This window comes from Klebsiella sp. 10982, from assembly GCF_048589245.1.
Taxonomy (GTDB): Bacteria; Pseudomonadota; Gammaproteobacteria; order Enterobacterales; family Enterobacteriaceae; genus Klebsiella; species Klebsiella quasivariicola.
Window position 1 is genome coordinate 60,251 of sequence record NZ_JBMAXV010000014.1, and the last position, 23,965, is coordinate 84,215.

The window sequence follows — 23,965 nt, forward strand, 5'->3', positions numbered from 1 at the left end:
GTCATGCATCATGATGACGCTGCGTTAAGACGGGAGTTACAGCCACTCCCCGTTACGGATCACGCCGACGGCCAGGCCTTCAATGGTGAAGCTCTGCTGGCGCAGATCGACGACGATCGGAGAAAACTCGCTGTTTTCCGGCAGCAGTTCGACGACGTTACCCTGTTTTTTCAGGCGTTTCACCGTCACTTCCTCGTCAATGCGCGCGACGACGACCTGGCCATTACGCACGTCCTGGGTTTTATGGACTGCCAGCAGATCGCCATCCAGAATGCCGATGTCTTTCATCGACATCCCGCTGACGCGCAGCAGGAAATCGGCGTTGGGTTTAAACATCGACGGGTCGACCTGATAGTGGCCTTCAATATGCTGCTGCGCCAGCAGCGGTTCACCGGCGGCAACGCGGCCGATCAGCGGCAGGCCGTGCTCTTCTTCCGTCAACAGACGAATACCGCGAGAGGCACCGGAGACGATCTCGATCGCGCCTTTACGCGCCAGCGCTTTCAGGTGTTCTTCCGCCGCGTTTGGGGAACGGAACCCCAAGCGCTGAGCAATTTCCGCACGCGTCGGCGGCATGCCCGTCTGGCTGATATGATCCCGAATGAGATCAAACACCTCTTGCTGCCTGGTCGTTAACGCTTTCATTCCGCCCCCTGGGTGTATATACAGTTATGCTGTGAGTATATACAGCTAACGGTGATTTTGGAACCACATGGCACACAAAAATCGGCAGAGTGTTTAGATTTTGCGAGGGTTAGCGAAGAACGTTAGTGATAATGGCTCCACAGCAGCGTCCCCCAGGTGATCAGCGCGATGATAATCGCCAGCAGAACCGCCGCCGACCCCATATCTTTGGCGCGCCCTGAAAGCTCGTGAAAATCCGAGCCGATACGATCCACAACCGCCTCAATCGCGCTGTTGAGAATTTCGACTATCATCACTAGCAGGACCGAGCCAATCAGCAATACGCGGGTGATGGCGTCGACGTCCAGCCAGCAGGCGATCGCGACGGCCACGATGGCGGCGACGCCCTCCTGACGAAACGCGGCCTCGTTGACCCACGCCGCGCGAAATCCTTTCCAGGAGTAACCTGCCGCTTTAATGATTCGGGTTAACCCGGTGGTATTATTGGCCATCACAAAACCTTTTTTATGTAAATGACGTCGATGAGTGTACGCGTTTGCCGCGCGGTAACGGAAATTTTGCCCGCTTTCTGTTATTCTTGCCGCGCATTTGCATGATTAACCAGAGGCTTCACATCGTTTATGTCCGGCTGGCAACGAATTTACTATAAATTACTGAATTTACCATTACGGGTGCTGGTAAAAAGCAAGTCTATTCCGGCAGAACCCGCCCAGGAATTAGGACTCGATACCTCGCGTCCGATCATGTACGTCCTGCCCTATAACTCGAAGGCGGACCTGCTGACGCTGCGCGCCCAATGCCTGGCGCATGATTTACCTGACCCGTTTGAACCGCTGGAGATCGACGGCACGCTGCTGCCGCGTTACGTATTCATCCACGGCGGGCCACGCGTGTTTACCTATTACACGCCAAAAGAAGAGTCCATCAAGCTGTTCCACGACTACCTCGATCTGCACCGCAACCATCCGGATCTCGATGTGCAAATGGTGCCGGTCTCGGTGATGTTTGGCCGCTCGCCGGGTCGCGAGAAAGGGGAAGTTAATCCGCCGCTGCGGATGCTCAACGGTATCCAGAAATTTTTCGCCGTCTCCTGGCTCGGCCGCGACAGCTTCGTGCGTTTCTCGCCTTCCGTGTCGCTGCGCCGCATGGCCGATGAGCATGGTACCGATAAGATCATCGCTCAGAAGCTGGCTCGCGTCGCCCGCATGCACTTTGCCCGCCAGCGCCTGGCCGCCGTCGGCCCGCGTCTGCCAGCCCGCCAGGATCTGTTTAATAAACTGCTGGCCTCGAAAGCGATCGCCCGCGCGGTAGAAGACGAAGCGCGCAGCAAGAAAATTTCTCACGAGAAGGCCCAGCAGAACGCTATCGCGCTGATGGAAGAGATTGCGGCGAACTTCTCATACGAGATGATCCGCCTGACCGACCGCATTCTCGGCTTCACCTGGAACCGTCTGTACCAGGGTATCAACGTGCATAACGCCGAGCGCGTTCGCCAGCTGGCGCACGACGGCCATGAAATTGTCTATGTCCCCTGCCACCGCAGCCACATGGACTATCTGCTGCTCTCCTATGTCCTGTACCATCAGGGACTGGTCCCCCCACATATCGCGGCGGGCATCAACCTCAACTTCTGGCCAGCCGGGCCGATCTTCCGTCGCCTCGGCGCCTTCTTTATTCGCCGTACCTTTAAGGGCAACAAGCTCTATTCCACCGTGTTCCGCGAATACCTTGGCGAACTGTTCAGCCGTGGTTATTCGGTGGAGTACTTTGTGGAAGGCGGCCGCTCCCGTACTGGCCGGCTGCTCGATCCGAAGACCGGTACGCTGTCGATGACCATCCAGGCGATGCTGCGCGGCGGCACCCGACCGATCACTCTGGTACCGATTTACATCGGCTATGAGCACGTGATGGAGGTCGGAACCTATGCCAAGGAGCTGCGCGGCGCCACCAAAGAGAAAGAGAGTCTGCCGCAGATGGTGCGTGGCTTAAGTAAGCTGCGCAATCTTGGCCAGGGTTACGTTAACTTCGGCGAACCGCTGCCGCTGATGACCTACCTGAACCACCATGTGCCGGAGTGGCGGGAAGCAATCGACCCGATCGAAGCGGTCCGCCCTTCCTGGCTGACGCCGACGGTAAATAACATTGCCGCTGACCTGATGGTGCGCATCAACAACGCTGGCGCGGCCAACGCCATGAACCTGTGCTGTACGGCGCTGCTGGCCTCGCGTCAGCGTTCGCTGACCCGGGAGCAACTGACCCAACAGCTGGAGTGCTACCTCGCGCTGCTGCGCAATGTGCCCTATGCGCCAGATGCCACCGCGCCGTCCGCTTCGGCCAGTGAGCTCATCGACCACGCGCTGCAGATGAACAAGTTCGAGGTCGAGAAGGACACCATCGGCGATATCATCATTCTGCCGCGCGAGCAGGCGGTACTGATGACCTACTATCGCAACAACATCGCCCATATGCTGGTGATGCCGTCGCTGTTAGCCGCCCTGGTAACTCAGCATCGCCACCTCAGCCGCGCCGAAGTGCTGCGCCATGTCGAAACGCTCTATCCGTTCCTCAAAGCCGAGCTGTTCCTGCGCTGGGAAAAAGCGGAGCTGGCCGGAGTGGTGGATGCGCTGATTGCCGAGATGCTGCGTCAGGAGCTGATCGTCGTCGATGGCGATGTGATGAGCCTCAACCCGTCTCATTCGCGCTCCCTGCAGCTGCTGGCCGCCGGCGCGCGCGAGACGCTGCAGCGCTATGCCATCACCTTCTGGCTGCTGAGCGCCAACCCGTCGATCAACCGCAGTTCGCTGGAAAAAGAGAGTCGTACCGTGGCCCAGCGTCTGTCGGTACTGCACGGCATCAATGCGCCGGAGTTCTTCGACAAAGCGGTGTTCAGCACCCTGGTGTTGACCCTGCGTGATGAAGGCTATATCAGCGACACTGGCGACGCCGAGCCGGAAGAGACCCTGAAGGTCTACCGGATGCTGGCGGATTTGATTACATCGGATGTGCGTCTGACCATTGAAAGCGTCACGCAGGACGACGCGTAACGCGGCGGTTGCTGCCCTCACTTCCCCCCGCGATGCCGGGGGGAAGTAGACAGGGAGTTACAGGTAGCTCATCGCCAGGCCCAGGAACAGCACCAGCCCGACGTAGTTATTGTTCATAAACGCTTTAAAGCAGTTATCGCGGTCGCGATTGAAGATAAGCTTCTGCTGCCAGCCAAACAGGCCCGCCGCCACGAACAGCGACCAGTAATATTCCCAGCCCAGCCCATTCAGCCAACCCACCGCGCCCATCAGCGCCAGCACGGCTACCTGCAGAATACCGATAATCAGTCGATCGTTTTCGCCGAACAGGATCGCCGTCGATTTAATGCCGATCTTGAGGTCGTCATCGCGATCCACCATCGCATACTGGGTATCGTAGGCTACCGCCCACAGAATGTTGGCGAGGAACATCAGCCAGCAGCTCAGCGGCAGTGATTCACTGACGGCCGAGAAGGCCATCGGGATCGACCAGCCAAAGGCGGCCCCCAGCACCACCTGCGGCAGATGGGTGTAGCGCTTCATAAACGGGTAGACCCATGCCAGCGCCAGCGCCGCCACTGACAGCAGAATGGTCATGGTGTTGAGGGTGAGTACCAGCAGAAAGGAGAGCAGCACCAGCACGATAAACAGCGTTCGCGCCTCTTTCTCGGTGACATCGCCGCTCGGCAGCGGACGACGGGCGGTACGCTTCACGTGACCATCAAATTTTCGATCGGCATAGTCATTCACCACGCAGCCGGCAGCGCGCATCAGCCAGACGCCAGCGATAAATACCGCCAGGATCCACAGCGGCGGGACGCCCGGCGAGGCCACCCACAGCGCCCACAGCGTCGGCCACAGCAGCAGCAAGGCGCCGATCGGTTTGTCAGTGCGCATCAGGCGATGAAACGCCAACAGCTTATTCTGCGACAGACTCCACTCCATTTTTTTCTTCCTCTCAGTACAACGGCGACGCAGGCAAAAACAGCTCGGTCAGCAACAGGGGTTTGCCGCTCAGCCGCAGGCGGGAACGACGTCCCCACAGCGCTGCATCGCGACCAATTTCAATAAAATCGCGGGTTAACGTCGACGACGTGAACAGGTATCGGCCCAGCGGGGTCTGCCCGAGCTGCTGTAGCGCCAGCTCCGGACCACACAGCGTCGACTCCGGCACCACCGTGCGCCCGGCCAGCCAGGGCTCACCATCGGCATTGAGTATAATCTCCCGCAGCCAGTAGCGCGGCTCGGCGGGCAGCAGCGCCGCTTCATCAGCCAGCGCCTCACGTCCGATATACCCTTCGTTAACCAGGGTCACGGTGACCTGCTTTCCTTGTTGTTCAAAGCGCTGGGTCATTGAGTCCTCCAGCAGCAGCCAGTCACTCAGCGGCGGCGCCAGGGGGGGCATAACGGCAAAATAGCGCAGCGCACGCAGTCGCGTAAGCGCAGGATGGGACATGCCTGATTCTCCGGTACATAACGTGAAAGCATTGTATCGCAGAATAGGCGGTTGGTGGCGGGCAAACGTCAATATACGATCATTCACGCAACAGCCATGCAACAGGCTGCCGCGCGTGCAAAAAAAGGTGCATCCCGCGGGATGCACCTAAAGGCTGTGCCTAAACATCAGCATTGTGGGGAGACGATTACCCCTTGCCTTTTACACTGCTGATAAAGGTGGAACGAGCGGATTTCGAGCCGAGGCGCTCAGCTTCGTTCATCAATTTCAGGGCTTTGTCGATGTCACCTTGTTTCACCGCCTGCTTAATACCATTGTTGAAGTAGGTTTCGGTGTCGCTGAGCATCGGTTCGCTTTTGGCTGCCGGCGCCGCAGCGGCGGCTGCAGCGGCTGGCGCGGCTACCGGCGCCGCGGTGTTGCCGACGGTCACCGGCCCCGGGCCGGAGGAACCAAACAGCGGGCCCACCAGCACGCTGGAGGTACTGTTGGTTTTCACTTTCAGCTTCAGCACACCATCGGTGGTATGTTTGGCGATCGGGTCCGGGATATCCGGCGCCGCATTGCCTGCGCCTTTGGCATAGGCTTTCGCCGGATCCAGCAAGGTCGTGGTCTGCTGGAGATCTTTTTCAGTGGTAAATACCAGCACGTAGAGCTTCTGCTGGCCCAGCGCCGGGGTCAGGCGCATCACGCCGCCCAGGCGATCGGCGGTCATCACGCCCGGCTGCTGATAGGTAAAGTAGTTGCTGGGGAAGAACGCCGCGGGCGTCATGTTCTGATCGAGAATCAGCACGTTCGGCGCAAAAATCTGCTTGTGTTTGTTCAGTTCGCTGTCGAGGGTCAGAGTCAGCTCACCGATATTGGCCGGCACGCTCCAGGCGGCGACCGGCCCGACGATCCCCGGGACATCCAGGCGTTGACCGCCAGTGGTTAAATCAACGCTCTGCGTCTTTGATTGATCGGCAGGCGTCCAGATCAGCTGCTGCAGCGCACTGGCTGGAATAGACGGCGCAGCGCTGGTGTTCTGCGGTACAAAGTTAACATCGGCAAGGCTCATCCCCGGCACGCATGCCAACATCCCTGCGGATAAACACAGAGCGACGAGAGTTTTCTTCATTTTCATTCTTCTCACCTTGGATAGCATCGGTTTAGCGGTAGCCAGGCAATAGCGCGCTAACCCTGAATAATCAGGAGGGGCTGACGCCCCTCCCAGGTTACACTCGTCCTGCGGACGGTATTACCACCACACTTCCATCTGGGCACCGAAGGTAACTTCGCTGTCGTCACCACGGCTGGAGGTGAAAGCGCCGCTTCCGCTGCTGTCTTTTGTCTGCAGACCGGAGGTGTTGCTGTAACCCCAGTTTTCATCCCACTTCGCGTAGGTTGCGAAGATACGGATAGCCGGACGGGACCAGACGCTGTTACCTGCCTGCCATTGCTGAGCCAGGGTAATTTTGTACTGGTTGTTGTTTTCGCTGGTACGCTGGGATTTGACGTTATCGTAACCGATTTCCAGCTGGGTGCTCATGATCGGCGTCCATTTGTACATCGGACGGACACCCACGGTGTACCAGGTAGAACCGTTCTTGCTGTCCAGATCCACGTCCTGGTACATCGCCACGTACATCAGGCCCCAGTCATCGTTGAAGTCCATCGCGCCGTGATCCAGAACGCGGATCATGCTGCCGTTGTTATCAATGCTGGTCCCCTGAGAGTGACCGCTGTTCCAGGAGGTCATAGCGTCAGTGGCGTACTGAACGACAAATTTGTTGAAGCCGCCCCAGATAGACTGAGTATGTTCACCAGTCCACATCCAGCCGTCTTTCGACGCGCCGTCTTCCAGACGGTAATCATCCTGCGGGTTCGCACGGCCGTAATCGACACCTAACTCCAGCACGCCGCCCGGGTTGGTTTCCAGGCCCGCCAGACGGATGTCAAAGACGTCGTTGGCAGTTTTCGCGGCATATTTTTTGGTGTCATCACTGGAGAAGGTATAAGAACCGCCGCTTTCTGAGTTACGGGTAGCGGCCAGAGAGAGCTTACCGAAGCCAAGGTCAACGTTTTCCAGACCAGCACCCGGGCCGGAGATATCCCAGTAGTAGAAGTCGATCATGTGAACGTCATGACGCTGATAGAAGCGTTTACCCGCCCACAGCGTAGAGCCCGGCAGCCAGTCGATCAGGTTTTTACCCTGGATGTTGGCTTCACGGAACGCCGGAGAGGTGCTTTCCCAGTCATCTTCCTGATTCACGGAATAGGCAACGTTAGTATCGAAATAAAAACTCTTATCCCCTTCCTTCCACAGCTCCTGGCCCAGCTTCAGTTCCGCATAGGTTTCACATTCGTTACCAAGACGGTATTTACTTTGAGCACCGGTCGCTTTGAAGCACTGTTGCTCGCCGCCGCTACCGGTCCAGCCAATGCCGGAACGTGCGTAGCCATGGAAATCGACAGCCAGCGCCTGAGCAGACATCACGCCTGCTGCGACGGCGACCGCCAGAGGAAGTTTGCGCAGAGTAATCATCATTCTATCTCCTGAGATCATTGCTTTTCTTTGCACGCTTCGCCGGTGTACCGCCAGCCGGGTTCGCGCCTTTTTTTAATGGGAAGCCTTACACGCCCGGCTCTTTATGCAGCCGACGACAAGCGGTGCCATCCTCACGGAATAAGTGGCAACGTTCTGGCGGCAAACCGATGGCGAATGTGGCTCCCTCTTCTACCAACACCACGTCGTTCTGGCGGTAAACCAGGTTTTGACGGATGGCGGGGATCTGGATATGAATTTGCGTTTCGTGACCGAGCTGTTCGACGACCTGGACCTCACCTTCGAGGGTCACATCGGCGATGTCGCTGGGCAGTAAATGCTCCGGGCGGATACCTAAGGACATGTTGGCGCCCACCTGCACGTTGGCGCTGTCCACCGGCAGCCAGATTTGCTGACGGTTCGGCAGTTCAACCTGCACCTGATCGATAGCCGTTGCGGTAACTTTGACCGGCAGGAAATTCATCTTCGGTGAGCCAATGAAGCCAGCAACGAAGCGGTCAGCCGGATAGTGATAGAGCTCCAACGGTTTCCCAACCTGCGCCACCCGGCCGGCGTCGAGAACCACGATCTTGTCGGCGAGGGTCATCGCCTCCACCTGATCGTGGGTGACATAAATCATGGTGCGGCCCAGTCGCTTATGCAGACGCGAGATCTCAATACGCATCTGGACGCGCAGCGCGGCGTCGAGGTTGGAGAGCGGCTCATCCAGCAGGAAGACGCTTGGCTCTGCCACCAGCGTACGGCCAATCGCTACACGCTGGCGCTGACCGCCGGAGAGGGCTTTCGGTTTACGCTCCAGCAGATGGGCCAGCTGCAGCACTTCCGCAACCTGGGTCACCCGCTGGTTAATCAGATCTTTTTTCGCACCGGCCAGCTTCAGGCCAAACGACATATTTTCCGCAACGGAAAGGTGGGGATAGAGTGCATAAGACTGGAATACCATCCCAACGCCGCGTTCTGCCGGTGGGATTTCATTCATGCGGGTGTCACCGATAAACAGGTCCCCGCTGGTAATAGTTTCTAACCCGGCAATCATACGCAGCAGGGTAGATTTGCCGCAGCCCGATGGCCCGACAAACACGACGAATTCCCCTTCGTGGATATCGAGATTGATATCTTTCGATACCACCACGTCACCCCAGGCTTTCGTTACATTTCGCAGCTGTACGCTCGCCATGCCCTTCTCCCTTCGTTACAACCTGTCACTAACAGTCACATTCAAGATGGGTCGACTATGCGGCATTCATTGACCAGGCAAATCCTCCACCCCCCGGCTTTTTTATGGGGGAGGAGATGGGAGGATGAGAGATTGGCTCTCGCCGCGGGGGATGGCGGCTGGCGGGTGATTTCGTGATGGAGGCAACAAAATTGGGCACTTTTTTCTGTGCTCCAGGACGCAATACGGCCGTTTTTGCAATGGAGATCACACAACCAGCGGGTGGGGCGTAGACCCGGGGAGGATGGAAAGGGGTTGTTAAAAAAGGAAACTCATCATCGTTAAGCCACCGAAGTGTATCCACGAGTACATCACCAAAAAGGACGGGTATATGAAAATCAAAACTGGCGCTCGCATCCTCGCGCTGTCGGCACTGACCACGATGATGTTTTCCGCCTCTGCCCTCGCGAAAATTGAAGAAGGTAAGCTGGTTATCTGGATTAACGGCGATAAAGGCTACAACGGCCTCGCTGAAGTGGGTAAAAAGTTTGAAAAAGACACCGGCATTAAAGTTTCCGTAGAACACCCGGACAAGCTGGAAGAAAAATTCCCGCAGGTTGCGGCAACCGGCGACGGCCCGGACATCATCTTCTGGGCACATGACCGTTTTGGCGGCTACGCGCAGTCCGGCCTGCTGGCGGAAATCACCCCGGACAAAGCGTTCCAGGACAAACTCTACCCGTTCACCTGGGATGCGGTTCGCTATAACGGCAAACTGATCGCCTACCCGATCGCGGTCGAAGCCCTGTCCCTGATTTACAACAAAGACCTGGTGCCGAACCCACCGAAGACCTGGGAAGAGATCCCGGCTCTGGATAAAGAACTGAAAGCGAAAGGTAAGAGCGCGCTGATGTTCAACCTGCAGGAACCGTACTTCACCTGGCCGCTGATCGCTGCCGACGGTGGATACGCGTTCAAGTTTGAAAACGGCAAGTACGATGTGAAAGACGTCGGCGTGGACAGCGCAGGCGCGAAAGCGGGTCTGACCTTCCTGGTTGACCTGATCAAGAACAAGCACATGAATGCCGATACCGACTACTCCATCGCCGAAGCGGCCTTCAACAAAGGCGAAACCGCGATGACCATCAACGGTCCATGGGCATGGTCTAACATCGATAAGAGCAAGGTTAACTACGGTGTAACCCTGCTGCCAACCTTTAAAGGCAAACCATCTAAACCGTTCGTTGGCGTGCTGAGCGCGGGGATCAACGCCGCCAGCCCGAACAAAGAGCTGGCGAAAGAGTTCCTCGAAAACTACCTGATGACCGATCAGGGTCTGGAAGCCGTTAACAACGACAAACCGTTGGGTGCGGTAGCGCTGAAATCCTTCCAGGAAAAACTGGAAAAAGATCCGCGCATCGCTGCCACCATGGCGAACGCCCAGAAAGGCGAGATTATGCCTAACATCCCGCAGATGTCTGCCTTCTGGTATGCCGTTCGTACCGCGGTTATCAACGCCGCCAGCGGTCGTCAGACTGTCGATGCTGCACTGAAAGATGCACAGAGCCGTATCACTAAGTAAGAAAACGGCGGGTGGCGCTTGCGCTTACCCGCCCTACCACTACGGCTCGGACCGTAGGTCAGGTAAGCAAAACGCCACCTGACAAATAAGTTTTCACCGCTGTAGAGGATGATCCCCATGGATGCCGTTAAAAAGAGACACTGGTGGCAAAGTCCGCAACTCACATGGTCTGTGATTGGCTTACTGTGCCTGCTGGTGGGTTACCTTGTTGTTTTGATGTACGCCCAGGGGGAGTACCTGTTCGCCATCATGACGCTGATTTTAAGCTCAGTTGGCCTGTATATTTTCGCTAATCGCAAGGCGTATGCCTGGCGCTATGTCTATCCCGGCCTCGCCGGTATGGGCCTGTTTGTCCTGTTTCCGCTGATTTGTACTATCGCTATCGCGTTTACCAACTACAGCAGCACCAACCAGCTGACCTTTGAGCGTGCGCAGCAGGTGCTGATGGATCGCTCCTTCCTGGCTGGCAAAGCCTATAATTTCACGCTGATCCCGGCGGGTGACGACTGGAAACTGGCGCTGATCGACGGCGAAAGCGGTAAAAATTACCTTTCTGACGCCTTTAAATTCGGCGGTGAGCAGAAGCTGACGTTAAAAGAAACCGACGCCCTGCCGGAAGGCGAGCGCGCCAACCTGCGCGTGATTACCCAGAATCGCACCGCGCTGAACCAGCTGACCGCGGTGTTGCCTGATGACAGCAAAGTCATCATGAGTTCGCTGCGCCAGTTCTCCGGTACCCAGCCGCTGTATACGCTGGGCGAAGATGGGGTACTGACCAACAATCAGACCCACGTCAAATACCGTCCGAACAACGATGTCGGCTTCTACCAGTCAATTAACGCCGACGGTAGCTGGGGCAATGAGAAGCTGAGTCCGGGCTACACTGTGACTATCGGCTGGGACAACTTTACCCGCGTCTTCCACGATGAAGGCATTCAGAAACCGTTCTTCGCGATTTTCGTCTGGACGGTGGTGTTCTCGGTCCTGACCGTAGTGCTGACCGTGGCAGTGGGGATGATCCTCGCCTGCCTGGTACAATGGGAAGCGCTGAAAGGCAAAGCGATTTATCGCGTCCTGCTGATTCTGCCGTACGCCGTACCGTCGTTTATTTCGATTCTGATTTTCAAAGGGCTGTTCAACCAGAGCTTTGGTGAAATCAACATGATGCTCAGCACCCTGTTCGGCATTAAGCCGGCCTGGTTTAGCGACCCGACCACCGCGCGCACCATGATCATCATCGTCAACACCTGGCTGGGCTACCCGTACATGATGATCCTGTGCATGGGGCTGCTGAAGGCGATTCCGGACGATCTGTACGAAGCGTCGGCAATGGATGGCGCCGGCCCGTTCCAGAACTTCTTTAAAATTACCTTCCCGCTGCTGATTAAGCCGCTGACGCCGCTGATGATCGCCAGCTTTGCCTTTAACTTTAACAACTTCGTCCTGATTCAGTTGTTGACCAACGGTGGTCCGGACCGTCTCGGCACCACCACCCCGGCCGGTTATACCGACCTGCTGGTGAGCTACACCTATCGCATCGCCTTTGAAGGCGGCGGCGGTCAGGACTTCGGCCTGGCGGCGGCTATCGCAACGCTTATCTTCCTGCTGGTTGGCGCGTTAGCGATTGTGAATCTGAAAGCCACGCGCATGAAGTTTGATTAATTGGAATTACCAGGCGTTATTGGCGCGGACAGTTTGGACTCGGCCAGCGCGGAAGAACCGGAGCGTACACGTAGTACGTGAGGATTCTGAGCACTGCCCGAGTTCAAAATGGCAAGCAAAATAGCCTGGAGCGAAGTCAAGGGGAGTAAAATTACAATGGCTATGGTCCAACCCAAATCTCAAAAGCTGCGTCTCTTTACCACGCATCTTCTGTTACTGATTTTCATCGCCGCGATTATGTTTCCGCTGCTGATGGTTATCGCTATCTCGCTGCGCGAAGGCAACTTCGCCACCGGCAGCCTGATCCCGGAGACCATCTCCTGGGAACACTGGCGCCTGGCGTTAGGCTTCAGCGTGGAGCATGCGGATGGCCGCGTCACGCCGCCGCCGTTCCCGGTGCTACTGTGGCTGTGGAACTCGATTAAGGTCGCCGGGATCACCGCGATCGGTATCGTCGCCCTCTCCACCACCTGCGCTTACGCTTTCGCCCGTATGCGCTTCCCGGGGAAAGCGACCCTGCTGAAAGGGATGCTGATTTTCCAGATGTTCCCGGCAGTGCTGTCGCTGGTAGCCCTGTACGCGTTGTTTGACCGCCTGGGCCAGTACATCCCGTTTGTCGGCCTTAACACCCACGGCGGCGTGATCTTCGCTTATATGGGCGGTATCGCGCTGCACGTCTGGACGATTAAAGGCTACTTCGAAACCATCGATGGTTCGCTGGAAGAAGCGGCGGCGCTGGATGGCGCGACCCCATGGCAGGCCTTCCGCCTCGTGCTGCTGCCGCTGTCGGTGCCGATTCTGGCGGTGGTGTTTATTCTGTCGTTCATCGCAGCCATCACCGAAGTGCCCGTCGCCTCGCTGCTGCTGCGCGATGTGAACAGCTATACCCTGGCGGTAGGTATGCAACAGTATCTCAACCCGCAGAACTATCTGTGGGGCGACTTCGCCGCCGCGGCGGTGCTCTCCGCCATCCCGATCACGGTGGTCTTCCTGCTGGCGCAGCGCTGGCTGGTTAACGGCCTGACGGCGGGCGGGGTGAAAGGTTAAGTTTTTTTGTAACACCGGCCCCAAATTTCAGAGGAGGGCCGACGGTCTAGCCGCAATACACGACCCCAACCGGGTATTGTTGCCGTCGCCCTCAGCTGAAAAAGTAAGGTCAATGCCACTGCTATCCTCAACTGGACCCTACATAAATTCTATTTGTGACTGTTGGTCAGCGGCCCTGGAGGCCGCTTTTTTTTATTCGCGTTTCAGGCGATTGGAGTTACACAGCCAGAGCGTAATCACCAGGATCAGGATCGCCGCGGAGTAAATGAGCACCGCCAGCGGCGATTCATGATCGATGATGATCAGACGCACAATCGCGGTGATACCGATATAGACGAAATAGCGCAGCGGAAAGTGGAACCCCGACTGAAAATACTTGACGATCAGCGCGATAAACTCGAAGTAGAGGAAGTAAACCACCAGACCTTCCACCAGCCGGTATTTACTGGTTGGCTCCGGGGTAAAGAGGACATCGGCCAGATGCAGCGTCTCTTTACCGAGGAAGACGATCAAAATAATCCCCAGACACAACAGCCCAAGATTTAAAACCGTTTGCATCGCAGTGGCGATAAAATTCACCAGAGGGCGATAAACCGACGACATACATTCACCTCATCATTATGATTCTTTGAGACCTGTATAACGCAAAAATGTGATCCAGATCGATATTATTCGCTAACTTTTTGCCACCCTCGGCCAGGATGTAACAATCACAGGCCAGACGGACGGGGTAAAAAGGAAACAACCATGCTAAAAATTCGTACCGCACTGGCAGAGGATGCGGCTTTGCTCAACGAAATGGGTAATGCCAGCTATCGCCATCACTTTGCTCACCACTGGCATAACGCCGATGAGCTGGCGCATTACCTGCAACAAGAGTATTCCCTGGCCTCTTTGCAACGTAGCCTGACCGATTCGCAGTGCTGTTGGTTGATTGCTGAAGCCCCCCACCCTGTCGGCTTTGCTAAGTACACCTGTTGTCAGGCGTTGAGTGCCGAAGGTCCGTCCGGCACGCTGCTGCACAAGCTCTATCTGCTGCCGGGTGAGACCGGCCACCGCTACGGCGAGCAGATATTTCACGCCGTCGAGACGCGAGCAAAAGCGGCCGGTGAAAGCTGGCTGTGGCTGGAGGTACTCGCTGATAATCCCGCCGCGCGCCGTTTTTACGAACGCCAGGGGATGCAGTACGTGAAAGATGTCACCTTTCATTCCGCCAGCCAGCAAAGCACCTTACATATTCTGGCCAAACCAATCTGAGAGGCAGTATGCATACTCTTCGGGAAACGGCGATCCGCAACGTCACCAGCGGCGAAAACGTGGTGATCTACCAGCCCGCCAACCTCTACGACTGTATCCTTGGCGATAACGTGTTCGTCGGGCCATTCGTTGAGATCCAGGGCAATACCCGCATCGGCGCAAACAGTAAAATTCAATCCCACACCTTTATCTGCGAGTACGTCACCATCGGCCAGCGCTGCTTTATCGGTCACGGCGTGATGTTTGCCAACGACCTTTTCCGCGATGGCAAACCAAACGCCGACCGCGCCAGCTGGGGGCGGATCGAGATTGGCGATGACGTGTCGATCGGCAGCGGCGCCACGATTCTGGCCGTCAGCATCTGCGATGGGGTGGTGATCGGCGCGGGCAGCGTGGTCACAAAGTCCATTACCGAGAAAGGGGTGTGGGCAGGGAATCCGGCGAGGCTGTTGCGGCGGCTATAAATAAGAATGCCGACCAAAGGGTCGGCATTCCGTCTTAGCTGCGCATACGTTATGCGCGCCAGGCTTTATAACGGTTAATCAGACCGTTAGTAGAGCTGTCGTGGCTGCTAACTTCGCTGCCGTCTTTCAGCTCCGGCAGGATGCGGTTAGCCAGCTGTTTGCCGAGCTCAACGCCCCACTGGTCAAAGGTGAAGATGTTGAGGATCGCGCCCTGGGTGAAGATTTTGTGCTCGTACAGGGCAATCAGCGCCCCGAGGCTGAACGGGGTGATCTCACGCAGCAGGATGGAGTTGGTCGGGCGGTTGCCTTCGAACACTTTGAACGGCACCACGTGCTCCAGAGTCGCCGGATCTTTACCCTGATCGCGATATTCCTGCTCGACCACTTCACGGGATTTACCGAAGGCCAGGGCCTCAGTCTGGGCGAAGAAGTTGGACAGCAGCTTCGGATGATGGTCGGACAGCGGGTTGTGGGTGATAGCCGGAGCGATGAAATCGCACGGTACCATTTTGGTCCCCTGGTGGATCAGCTGATAGAACGCGTGCTGACCGTTGGTGCCCGGCTCGCCCCAGATGATCGGGCCAGTCTGGTAGTCCACCGCGTGGCCGTTACGATCAACATACTTACCGTTGGACTCCATGTTGCCCTGCTGGAAGTAAGCGGCAAAGCGGTGCATGTACTGGTCGTACGGCAGAATCGCTTCGGTTTCTGCACCGAAGAAGTTGTTGTACCAGATACCGATCAGCGCCAGCAGCACCGGCAGGTTTTTCTCCGCCGGGGTGGTGGAGAAGTGCTTATCCATTGCATGCGCGCCGGACAGCAGCTCAACGAAGTTGTCGAAGCCCACGGAGAGAATAATGGACAGGCCAATCGCTGACCACAGGGAGTAACGGCCGCCCACCCAGTCCCAGAATTCGAACATGTTGGCGGTGTCGATACCGAATTCGCCAACCGCTTTCGCGTTGGTGGAGAGCGCGGCGAAGTGTTTTGCCACGTGCTTGTCGTCGCCCGCGGTCGCCAGGAACCAGTCGCGCGCGCTGTGGGCGTTGGTCATGGTCTCCTGAGTGGTGAAAGTCTTGGACGCCACCAGGAACAGGGTGGTTTCCGGGTTGACGTTCTTCAGCACTTCGGCGATGTGGGTGCCATCGACGTTAGAGACAAAGTGCATGTTGAGGTGGTTTTTGTACGGACGCAGCGCTTCGGTCACCATAAACGGACCAAGATCGGAGCCGCCGATACCGATATTCACCACGTCGGTGATCGGTTTGCCGGTATAGCCTTTCCAGCTACCGGAGATAATCGCTTCGGAGAAGGTTTTCATCTTCTCCAGCACGGCGTTCACTTCCGGCATCACATCTTTACCATCAACCACAATCGGCGTATTGCTGCGGTTGCGCAGCGCGACGTGCAGTACCGCACGGTCTTCCGTACGGTTGATCTTCTCGCCAGAGAACATCGATTTAATGGCGCCTGCCAGGTCAGTCTCTTTCGCCAGGTCCTGCAGTTTAGCCAGCGTCTCTTCGGTGATGCGGTTTTTGGAGAAATCCACCAGCATCAGATCGTCGAACGTCGCGGAAAACTTGGAAAAACGGTCGCTATCTTTAGCGAACAGCTCGCTGATAGTGACATCTTTCATTTCGTCGAAGTGTTTCTGTAATGCCTGCCAGGCAGAGGTCTGCGTTGGGTTGATGTTTTTCATTAGCAATACTCTTCTGATTTGAGATTGTGACTTCGGTCGATTGTAGCGCCGGTGACGGAAAATTGTGATGATTTTTGTGACTTGTCCCTGACGCGGGTCAGGAATCGGGTCAAAACGGAGTAAAAAGCCCCATTAGTATAGCTATCATAAGGCTTTTTTCTGTTAGCCGCAGGGGCATGAAAAATCCGCATAACCGCAGCGTTGACATAGCTGGTGTTAAGCCTTTATATATCCGCAGTGCCTACGTATTAGTAGGTATCTATTGCTCGCGCATTTCACGCTACAGCGAAAGGGTATTCGTGGGGGATATAATGTCCCGGCTCCCCCGGCCAGGTGAAAGACGTCGGTAATTGCCAGAAGAGGTGCGTTGCCCAGGTAACCGTATTGGAGGAACCAGTCCGGGGAAAATACGTGAGGGGGAGCAACGCCGAGGTGAAAGAGCGTCTGGTCGCGCTCCTCACCGGCCACAGGGGCTGAATCCCCTGGGTTGTCACCAGAAACGTTCGCAGTCGGGCGTTTCATACCCGAACACCTCAGCGCCCAGAGCGGTGAGTCGGGTCTACAAGGTGGAGCACTTCTGGGTGACATCGTAGTTGTTTATCACTCTGCGCCACCCTGTTTATCGCTCTTCCCTTGTGCCATGGCTGAATAATTTGGCCTGGCTTATTAAGACATTTTGTTGCGATCCGGCGGCGTCCAGCCCCTGCCAGGATCGGTGGTCAGGAATCGTTTTAATAAGTCAGGCCCCCTGACACGAGGTTGTTATGACAGATCTAGTCGTCGCCAAATTTGGCGGCACCAGCGTTGCTGATTTTGACGCGATGAACCGCAGCATTGATGTGGCGCTGCTCGATGCCAATACCCGTATTGTTGTGCTCTCCGCCTCTGCCGGCGTGACCAACATTCTGGTGGCCTTAGCGGGCGGGCTGGAACCCACCGAACGTTTTTCCCAGCTGGATGCCCTGCGCCAGATCCAGTTCAATATTCTGGAGCGTTTGCGCTATCCCAACGTGATCCGCGAAGAGATTGAGCGCCTGCTGGAAAATATCACCACGCTGGCAGAAGCCGCCGCGCTCGCCTCCTCCACCGCCCTGACCGACGAACTGGTCAGCCATGGCGAACTGATGTCCACCCTGCTGTTTGTGGAAATTCTGCGTGAGCGCGGTATCCAGGCGCAGTGGTTTGACGCCCGTAAGGTGCTGCGTACCAACGATCGTTTTGGCCGCGCCGAACCGGATATCGCCGCCGTCGCCGAACTGACCCAGCAGCAGCTGGCGCCACGCCTGGCGGAAGGCCTGGTGGTAACCCAGGGCTTTATCGGCAGCGAAGCGAAAGGCCGCACCACCACTCTCGGCCGCGGCGGCAGCGATTATACCGCCGCTCTGCTCGGCGAAGCGCTGCATGCCACCCGTGTCGATATCTGGACCGATGTCCCGGGGATCTATACGACCGACCCGCGCGTCGCGCCAGCGGCGAAACGCATCGACGTCATCGCCTTTGAAGAGGCGGCGGAAATGGCCACCTTTGGCGCCAAAGTGCTGCACCCGGCGACCCTGCTGCCTGCCGTGCGCAGCGATATCCCGGTGTTTGTCGGCTCCAGTAAAGAGCCTAAAGCGGGCGGTACGCTGGTATGTAAAACCACCGAGAACCCGCCGCTGTTCCGCGCGCTGGCGCTGCGTCGCCGCCAGACGTTACTGACGCTGCACAGCCTGAATATGCTGCACTCCCGCGGCTTCCTCGCCGAAGTGTTCGGTATTCTGGCGCGCCATAACATCTCCGTCGATTTGATCACCACCTCCGAAGTGAGCGTGGCCCTGACCATGGACACCACCGGCTCAACCTCTGCGGGCGATACCCTGCTGACCCAGGCGCTGCTGACCGAGCTCTCCTCGCTATGTCGCGTGGAAGTGGAGGAAGACCTGGCGCTGGTGGCCCTGATTGGCAATGCGCTGTCGAAAGCCTGCGGCGTAGGCAAAGAGGTCTTTGGCGTCCTCGAGCCGTTTAACATCCGCATGATTTGCTATGGCGCCTCCAGCCACAACCTCTGCTTCCTGGTGCCTGGCGCCGATGCGGAGAAAGTTGTGCAGAAGCTGCATCATAATTTGTTTGAATAAAATTCATTAGCACGATAAACAATACCTATAGCCGGGCTCGAACCCGGCTTTTTTATAACAACATCAACACAACCAGCTGACCTGCTCGCCGCCCCATCGGGATGGCGCGGCCCGGTTCGCGTATCGCAAGGAACACAACATGCTCGCAACTTTGACGCGGCTGTTCCCGTTATGGGCACTGCTGCTCTCCGTTCTGGCCTATTACACCCCCACCACCTTCACCCCGATTGGCCCATGGGTCACCACCCTGCTGATGCTGATCATGTTCGGTATGGGCGTCCATCTGAAGCTGGAAGATTTCAAACGCGTCCTGTCGCGCCCGGCGCCGGTCGCTGCGGGGATCTTTCTCCATTATCTGGTGATGCCGCTCACCGCCTGGCTGCTGGCGCTGCTGTTTCATATGCCGCCGGAGCTTTCCGCCGGGATGGTGCTGGTCGGCAGCGTCGCCAGCGGGACCGCCTCCAACGTGATGATCTTTCTTGCCAAAGGGGATGTGGCGCTGTCGGTGACCATCTCCTCGGTCTCCACCCTCGTCGGCGTCGTGGCGACACCGCTGCTCACCCGTCTGTACGTCGACGCGCATATTCAGGTCGACGTCATGGGCATGTTGCTCAGCATTCTGCAGATTGTGGTCATCCCCATCGCGCTGGGACTGATTGTCCATCATCTGCTGCCGAAGGTGGTGAAAGCGGTAGAGCCGTTCCTGCCCGCTTTCTCGATGGTATGCATACTGGCGATCATCAGCGCGGTGGTGGCGGGTTCCGCCGCCCATATCGCCTCCGTCGGCCTGGTGGTGATTATCGCGGTGATCCTGCATAACACCATTGGCCTGCTTGGCGGCTACTGGGGCGGACGTCTGTTTGGTTTTGATGAATCCACCTGCCGTACGCTGGCGATCGAGGTGGGGATGCAGAACTCTGGCCTGGCGGCCGCGCTGGGTAAAATTTACTTCGGCCCGCTGGCGGCGCTGCCAGGCGCGCTGTTCTCCGTCTGGCATAACCTGTCCGGTTCGCTGCTGGCCGGGTACTGGTCAGGAAAGCCTATCGCCAAAAAAGCCGACAAGCGCTGAGCGTGATACGTCCGGGCGCAGGCCCGGGCGTGTGCGTTATCCAATCTGCAAACGTACTGGTTTACCTAACTTCATTAACATCATGACTAACGCATCCAGGGTAAACTTACTGGTTTTCTGATTGACCACATCTGAAATACGCGGGCGCGAAATGCTCAACTTCGCGGCAGCATCGGCCTGCTTCAATTGATGTTCATCTATCCACTCAGCGATTTCCTGCATTAACTGTCGTTTAAGCGCCATCAACTGCTCAACTTCTTTTTCCGCTTGTCCCCGAAGCTGCTCTGCGTCAGCATCATCAAAGCCCAGTTCACTGAATATATTGCTCTCTTCAGAGGTCACATGACGAATACCATCCACCCTCTTACGATTCATTTATGACTCCTGTGTTCCTGCTGTATTACCTGCAAACGGTTTCTGACAATCTGTTTTTCGTGTTCGGCGGTACGCCGCGTCTTTTTGTTAAAACAGTGCAGGACATATATCGCCTCTGCAAAACGGGCCAGATAAATTACCCGATATGCACCGGAAAAGTGGCGCAGGCGGATTTCTTCAACGCCCCGCCCCAGTTGAGGCATCGCTTTCCAGTCCGCAGCCTCTAAACCCGACTGTAAACGATAAAGCTGGAATCCGGCATCTCTGCGGACGTCCTCAGGAAACTGGCGCAGATCGTCAAAGGAAGAGCCCATCCAGACGATACGCCTTAATCTCTGTTGCTGATTGAGCATATCACATCCTTGTATAAAATTTTATACATCACCCACCCAAAATTTGTCGTCATTGGACGGTAGACGTGCCATTACCCTAAGCCAGACCCGCTCACTGGTCACGAACGAGGGAAATATTCTGCGAGGCGCTTTCCGGATGCGTTCTATTTTGCGCTGATTGCCGTACACTGGGTGCTCTGGTCTGACTGAGGGCACCACCATGGCACTCCCCCGTATTACACAAAAAGAGATGACCGAGCGCGAACAGCGCGAATTGAAAACGCTGCTTGACCGCGCGCGCATTGCGCATGGCCGCCCGCTGAGCAATGCGGAAACGAACAGCGTGAAAAAGGAATATATCGATAAGCTGATGGCGCAGCGTGAAGCGGAAGCGAAGAAAGCCCGCCAGGTGAGAAAACAGCAGGCTTACAAAACGGACAAGGAAGCGACCTTTTCCTGGTCGGCGAATACGCCGACCCGCGGCAGGCGTTAACGCCCTTTCTTTTTACGTCCCGGCTGGGTGAAACGTTTCCCGTTACCAGCCGGGCGACCCTTATCGTTGCTATTTTCCATCTTCACCACCGGGCGCTTGATCCCGGGAGTCGCCGCTTTGGCCTTCGGCCTGGCTTTCGGCTTCGCTTCGGAAGAGGAATTTTCAATCAGCTTGAACAGGTCGATCAGCTCGTCATCGGTTAGATCACGCCATTCACCCAAGGGGATCCCCGTCAGGCTCACGTTCATGATCCGCGTACGCTCAAGCTTCGTCACTTCATAGCCAAAGTGCTCGCACATACGCCGGATCTGGCGATTCAGCCCCTGCACCAGAGTGATGCGGAAAACGAACGGCGCCTCTTTCTTCACCTTACATTTTTTCGTCACCGTCCCGAGAATCGGCACCCCTGCGCCCATGCCGCGAATAAACTCATCAGTCACCGGCTTATCGACCGTCACCAGATACTCTTTTTCATGGTCGTTGCCGGCGCGCAGGATCTTGTTCACCAGATCGCCGTGGTTGGTGAGGAAGATCAGCCCCTGAGAATCTTTATCCAGACGGCCGATAGGGAAGATACGCTTGCTGTGGTTGACGAAGTCGACAATGTTGTCACGCTCGCCATCTTCGGTGGTGCTCACAATACCGACCGGCTTATTCAGCGCAATCAGCACCAGATCATCCGCTTCACGCGGCTCAATCAACCGTCCGTTCACTTTGACCAGGTCACCAGGCTTCACCTGATCGCCAATAGTGGCGCGCTTGCCATTGATAAAGACGTTGCCTTGTTCAATAAAGCGGTCCGCTTCGCGACGCGAGCAGATGCCGCTTTCACTGATGTATTTATTTAATCGGGTTGATGAGTCGGGCAGCATAGATTCTCCTGTAAAAGCGAAATATACCCTACCTTGTGGGCGAGAAAAAAGATGTGCCTTTGCGCCCTCCGGCGCAAGGTGTGATCGACTACGCCTTTTTTCACAAAAGTGTCCCGCTCAACGTCTGGCAACTTTGCGTAATGAAATATCACAGAATCAGCGGCTTAGCGCGCAATGCACAAAGGTGCCAACAACCCACTATTGATAACGCAAATGTGCAAGATTATTCGCCAGATTAGGGTGATGAAATAAAAGAAAATCCCTTTAAACGGCGGCTCTAATAGGGTTATATCAGATCAACAGCACAAACCCGCGATTTGCACAAATGTGCAGGAGCCAGCAGATGACTATGGAAAATAGCGATGATATCCGGTTGATTGTCAAAATCGCCCAGCTCTATTACGAGCAGGATATGACCCAGGCGCAAATCGCTCGCGAGCTGGGGATCTATCGCACCACCATTAGTCGCCTGCTGAAGCGCGGCCGCGAGCAGGGCATTGTCACCATTGCCATCAACTATGACTACAACGAGAACCTGTGGCTCGAACAACAGCTCAAGCAAAAATTTGGTCTGAAAGAGGCGGTGGTTGCCAGTAGCGATGGGCTGCTGGAAGAAGAACAGCTGAGCGCGATGGGCCAGCATGGCGCCCTGCTTGTCGATCGGTTGCTGGAACCCGGCGATATTATCGGTTTTTCATGGGGCCGCGCCGTGCGTTCGCTGGTGGAGAACCTGCCGCAGGCCAGCCACTCACGCCAGGTGATCTGCGTCCCCATCATCGGCGGGCCTTCCGGTAAACTGGAGAGCCGCTACCATGTGAACACGTTAACCTACGGTGCGGCAGCCAGGCTGAAAGCGGAATCCCACCTTGCCGATTTTCCAGCCCTGCTGGATAACCCGCTGATCCGCAACGGCATCATGCAGTCCCAGCACTTTAAAACCATCTCATCCTACTGGGACAGTCTGGATGTCGCGCTGGTGGGTATTGGTTCACCGGCCATTCGCGACGGCGCAAACTGGCACGCCTTCTACGGCAGCGAAGAGAGCGACGATCTCAACGCCCGCCACGTCGCCGGGGATATCTGCTCGCGTTTCTACGATATTAACGGCGGGTTAGTCGATACCAATATGAGCGAAAAAACGCTGTCGATCGAAATGGCGAAGCTGCGCCAGGCGCGTTATTCCATCGGCATCGCCATGGGGCAAGAGAAATACTCGGGCATTCTTGGCGCATTGCACGGACGCTATATTAATTGTCTGGTGACAAACAGAGAAACAGCTGAATTATTACTGAAATAACACACAGGATATGATTTCACGCAGCACGCGCTGCGGGGGATCCCTTTATCTAAAGAAATGGGAGAGCATAATGAATACCTGGTTAAATTTAAAAGATAACGTCATTATCGTAACCGGTGGCGCCTCAGGAATTGGGCTGGCCATTGTCGATGAATTATTATCCCAAGGCGCTCATGTCCAGATGATTGATATTCACGGCGGCGATCGCCATCACAATGGCGATAATTATCATTTCTGGCCGACGGATATTTCCAGCGCGACAGAGGTACAGCAGACTATCGATGCCATTATTCAGCGCTGGTCGCGTATTGATGGCCTGGTCAATAACGCCGGCGTGAATTTCCCACGTTTATTAGTCGACGAAAAAGCACCGGCCGGCCGCTATGAATTAAACGAAGCCGCTTTTGAAAAAATGGTCAATATCAACCAGAAAGGGGTGTTTTTCATGTCGCAGGCGGTGGCACGTCAAATGGTCAAACAGCGCGCCGGGGTGATTGTCAATGTTTCGTCGGAGAGCGGTCTGGAAGGCTCTGAAGGTCAAAGCTGCTACGCCGCCACCAAGGCCGCGCTCAATAGCTTTACCCGCTCCTGGTCTAAAGAATTGGGTAAATATGGGATCCGTGTGGTCGGCGTTGCGCCGGGGATCCTCGAAAAAACCGGCCTGCGGACGCCGGAATATGAAGAGGCGCTGGCCTGGACGCGCAATATCACCGTCGAGCAACTTCGCGAGGGATATACCAAAAACGCCATTCCCATCGGGCGGGCGGGAAAACTCTCGGAAGTCGCTGATTTTGTTTGCTATCTCTTGTCATCACGCGCCAGCTACATCACCGGAGTCACCACTAACATTGCCGGCGGAAAAACGCGCGGTTAAGGAGGC

Annotated in this window: 23 protein-coding genes and 1 riboswitch; of the genes, 11 read left to right on the plus strand and 12 right to left on the minus strand. The window is 56.3% G+C overall.

Annotation, left to right across the window (positions count from 1 at the left end; all coding sequences use genetic code 11):
- Positions 1–36: 36 nt before the first annotated feature.
- A complete protein-coding gene (gene lexA, locus ACKLKD_RS13195; RefSeq protein WP_025713807.1) occupies positions 37–645 on the minus strand; it encodes a transcriptional repressor LexA in 609 nt (202 codons plus the stop codon).
- A gap of 122 nt (positions 646–767) precedes the next feature.
- Positions 768–1,136 carry a diacylglycerol kinase gene (locus ACKLKD_RS13200; RefSeq protein ID WP_025713806.1) on the minus strand — a complete coding sequence of 123 codons (369 nt, stop codon included), beginning with the start codon at positions 1,134–1,136 and terminating at the stop codon, positions 768–770.
- 129 nt (positions 1,137–1,265) lie between these two features.
- Between ACKLKD_RS13200 and plsB the strand changes: the two genes are divergently transcribed.
- The gene (plsB, locus tag ACKLKD_RS13205; RefSeq protein WP_025713805.1) at positions 1,266–3,689 is read left to right on the plus strand and encodes a glycerol-3-phosphate 1-O-acyltransferase PlsB; all 2,424 of its coding nucleotides are present in this window, start codon (positions 1,266–1,268) and stop codon (positions 3,687–3,689) included.
- A 57-nt stretch (positions 3,690–3,746) separates the two neighbouring features.
- Here plsB and ubiA read toward each other — a convergent pair whose 3' ends face one another.
- The 5 genes from ubiA to malK form a co-directional block, all read right to left on the minus strand.
- Positions 3,747–4,613, minus strand: a complete 867-nt coding sequence (gene ubiA / locus ACKLKD_RS13210) for a 4-hydroxybenzoate octaprenyltransferase (RefSeq protein ID WP_025713804.1) — start codon at positions 4,611–4,613, stop codon at positions 3,747–3,749.
- Between the two features lie 13 nt (positions 4,614–4,626).
- Positions 4,627–5,124 carry a chorismate lyase gene (gene ubiC / locus ACKLKD_RS13215; RefSeq protein ID WP_025713803.1) on the minus strand — a complete coding sequence of 166 codons (498 nt, stop codon included), beginning with the start codon at positions 5,122–5,124 and terminating at the stop codon, positions 4,627–4,629.
- Between the two features lie 187 nt (positions 5,125–5,311).
- Entirely contained in the window at positions 5,312–6,244 is a 933-nt protein-coding gene (gene malM / locus ACKLKD_RS13220) for a maltose operon protein MalM (RefSeq protein ID WP_012543193.1), read from the minus strand.
- A gap of 114 nt (positions 6,245–6,358) precedes the next feature.
- Positions 6,359–7,648, minus strand: coding sequence for a maltoporin (locus tag ACKLKD_RS13225; RefSeq protein ID WP_002884747.1), 1,290 nt, complete (start codon positions 7,646–7,648; stop codon positions 6,359–6,361).
- 85 nt (positions 7,649–7,733) lie between these two features.
- Complete coding sequence (malK, locus tag ACKLKD_RS13230; RefSeq protein WP_025713802.1) at positions 7,734–8,843, minus strand: maltose/maltodextrin ABC transporter ATP-binding protein MalK; 1,110 nt, start codon at positions 8,841–8,843, stop codon at positions 7,734–7,736.
- A 370-nt stretch (positions 8,844–9,213) separates the two neighbouring features.
- On the opposite strand from malK, the gene malE reads away from it, so the two are divergent.
- The 3 genes from malE to malG all read left to right on the plus strand — a co-directional run bounded on the left by malE (position 9,214) and on the right by malG (position 13,113).
- Positions 9,214–10,404: a maltose/maltodextrin ABC transporter substrate-binding protein MalE gene (gene malE, locus ACKLKD_RS13235; RefSeq protein ID WP_002884740.1), complete on the plus strand. Its 1,191-nt coding sequence runs from the start codon at positions 9,214–9,216 to the stop codon at positions 10,402–10,404.
- Positions 10,405–10,521: 117 nt separating this feature from the next.
- Complete coding sequence (gene malF / locus ACKLKD_RS13240; RefSeq protein WP_025713349.1) at positions 10,522–12,066, plus strand: maltose ABC transporter permease MalF; 1,545 nt, start codon at positions 10,522–10,524, stop codon at positions 12,064–12,066.
- A gap of 156 nt (positions 12,067–12,222) precedes the next feature.
- On the plus strand, positions 12,223–13,113 hold the full coding sequence (gene malG, locus ACKLKD_RS13245; RefSeq protein WP_025713350.1) for a maltose ABC transporter permease MalG: 891 nt from the start codon (positions 12,223–12,225) through the stop codon (positions 13,111–13,113).
- A 192-nt stretch (positions 13,114–13,305) separates the two neighbouring features.
- Here malG and psiE read toward each other — a convergent pair whose 3' ends face one another.
- Positions 13,306–13,716, minus strand: coding sequence for a phosphate-starvation-inducible protein PsiE (gene psiE / locus ACKLKD_RS13250; protein WP_025713351.1), 411 nt, complete (start codon positions 13,714–13,716; stop codon positions 13,306–13,308).
- Between the two features lie 144 nt (positions 13,717–13,860).
- Here psiE and ACKLKD_RS13255 point away from each other — a divergent pair, with 144 nt between their 5' ends.
- Positions 13,861–14,370 (plus strand): GNAT family N-acetyltransferase, encoded by a 510-nt coding sequence (locus tag ACKLKD_RS13255; RefSeq protein ID WP_080924794.1) that lies wholly within the window; start codon positions 13,861–13,863, stop codon positions 14,368–14,370.
- A gap of 8 nt (positions 14,371–14,378) precedes the next feature.
- On the plus strand, positions 14,379–14,834 hold the full coding sequence (locus ACKLKD_RS13260; RefSeq protein ID WP_025713353.1) for an acyltransferase: 456 nt from the start codon (positions 14,379–14,381) through the stop codon (positions 14,832–14,834).
- Positions 14,835–14,883: 49 nt separating this feature from the next.
- Here ACKLKD_RS13260 and pgi read toward each other — a convergent pair whose 3' ends face one another.
- Complete coding sequence (gene pgi, locus ACKLKD_RS13265; RefSeq protein WP_012543196.1) at positions 14,884–16,533, minus strand: glucose-6-phosphate isomerase; 1,650 nt, start codon at positions 16,531–16,533, stop codon at positions 14,884–14,886.
- Positions 16,534–16,882: 349 nt separating this feature from the next.
- Positions 16,883–17,118: riboswitch (Lysine riboswitch) on the plus strand.
- A 179-nt stretch (positions 17,119–17,297) separates the two neighbouring features.
- Here pgi and lysC point away from each other — a divergent pair.
- Both lysC and panS read left to right on the plus strand, forming a co-directional pair.
- Positions 17,298–18,647 carry a lysine-sensitive aspartokinase 3 gene (gene lysC / locus ACKLKD_RS13270; protein ID WP_080897965.1) on the plus strand — a complete coding sequence of 450 codons (1,350 nt, stop codon included), beginning with the start codon at positions 17,298–17,300 and terminating at the stop codon, positions 18,645–18,647.
- Between the two features lie 139 nt (positions 18,648–18,786).
- Positions 18,787–19,716: a ketopantoate/pantoate/pantothenate transporter PanS gene (panS, locus tag ACKLKD_RS13275; protein WP_087804924.1), complete on the plus strand. Its 930-nt coding sequence runs from the start codon at positions 18,787–18,789 to the stop codon at positions 19,714–19,716.
- Between the two features lie 36 nt (positions 19,717–19,752).
- Here the strand turns inward: panS and ACKLKD_RS13280 are convergent, their stop codons facing one another.
- Positions 19,753–20,091, minus strand: a complete 339-nt coding sequence (locus tag ACKLKD_RS13280) for a helix-turn-helix domain-containing protein (RefSeq protein WP_008807319.1) — start codon at positions 20,089–20,091, stop codon at positions 19,753–19,755.
- Positions 20,088–20,444, minus strand: a complete 357-nt coding sequence (locus tag ACKLKD_RS13285) for a type II toxin-antitoxin system RelE/ParE family toxin (RefSeq protein ID WP_008807320.1) — start codon at positions 20,442–20,444, stop codon at positions 20,088–20,090. The genes ACKLKD_RS13280 and ACKLKD_RS13285 overlap by 4 nt, the downstream gene beginning before the upstream one ends.
- A gap of 199 nt (positions 20,445–20,643) precedes the next feature.
- On the opposite strand from ACKLKD_RS13285, the gene ACKLKD_RS13290 reads away from it, so the two are divergent.
- The gene (locus ACKLKD_RS13290) at positions 20,644–20,916 is read left to right on the plus strand and encodes a DUF3811 domain-containing protein (RefSeq protein ID WP_002884625.1); all 273 of its coding nucleotides are present in this window, start codon (positions 20,644–20,646) and stop codon (positions 20,914–20,916) included.
- On the opposite strand, the gene rluF is transcribed toward ACKLKD_RS13290, so the two are convergent.
- Positions 20,913–21,788 (minus strand): 23S rRNA pseudouridine(2604) synthase RluF, encoded by an 876-nt coding sequence (gene rluF, locus ACKLKD_RS13295; RefSeq protein WP_002884619.1) that lies wholly within the window; start codon positions 21,786–21,788, stop codon positions 20,913–20,915. The genes ACKLKD_RS13290 and rluF overlap by 4 nt on opposite strands.
- A gap of 349 nt (positions 21,789–22,137) precedes the next feature.
- Here rluF and ACKLKD_RS13300 point away from each other — a divergent pair, with 349 nt between their 5' ends.
- Both ACKLKD_RS13300 and ACKLKD_RS13305 read left to right on the plus strand, forming a co-directional pair.
- Positions 22,138–23,085, plus strand: a complete 948-nt coding sequence (locus tag ACKLKD_RS13300) for a sugar-binding transcriptional regulator (protein WP_095033671.1) — start codon at positions 22,138–22,140, stop codon at positions 23,083–23,085.
- A gap of 70 nt (positions 23,086–23,155) precedes the next feature.
- On the plus strand, positions 23,156–23,959 hold the full coding sequence (locus tag ACKLKD_RS13305) for an SDR family oxidoreductase (RefSeq protein ID WP_025713358.1): 804 nt from the start codon (positions 23,156–23,158) through the stop codon (positions 23,957–23,959).
- Positions 23,960–23,965 lie beyond the last annotated feature (6 nt).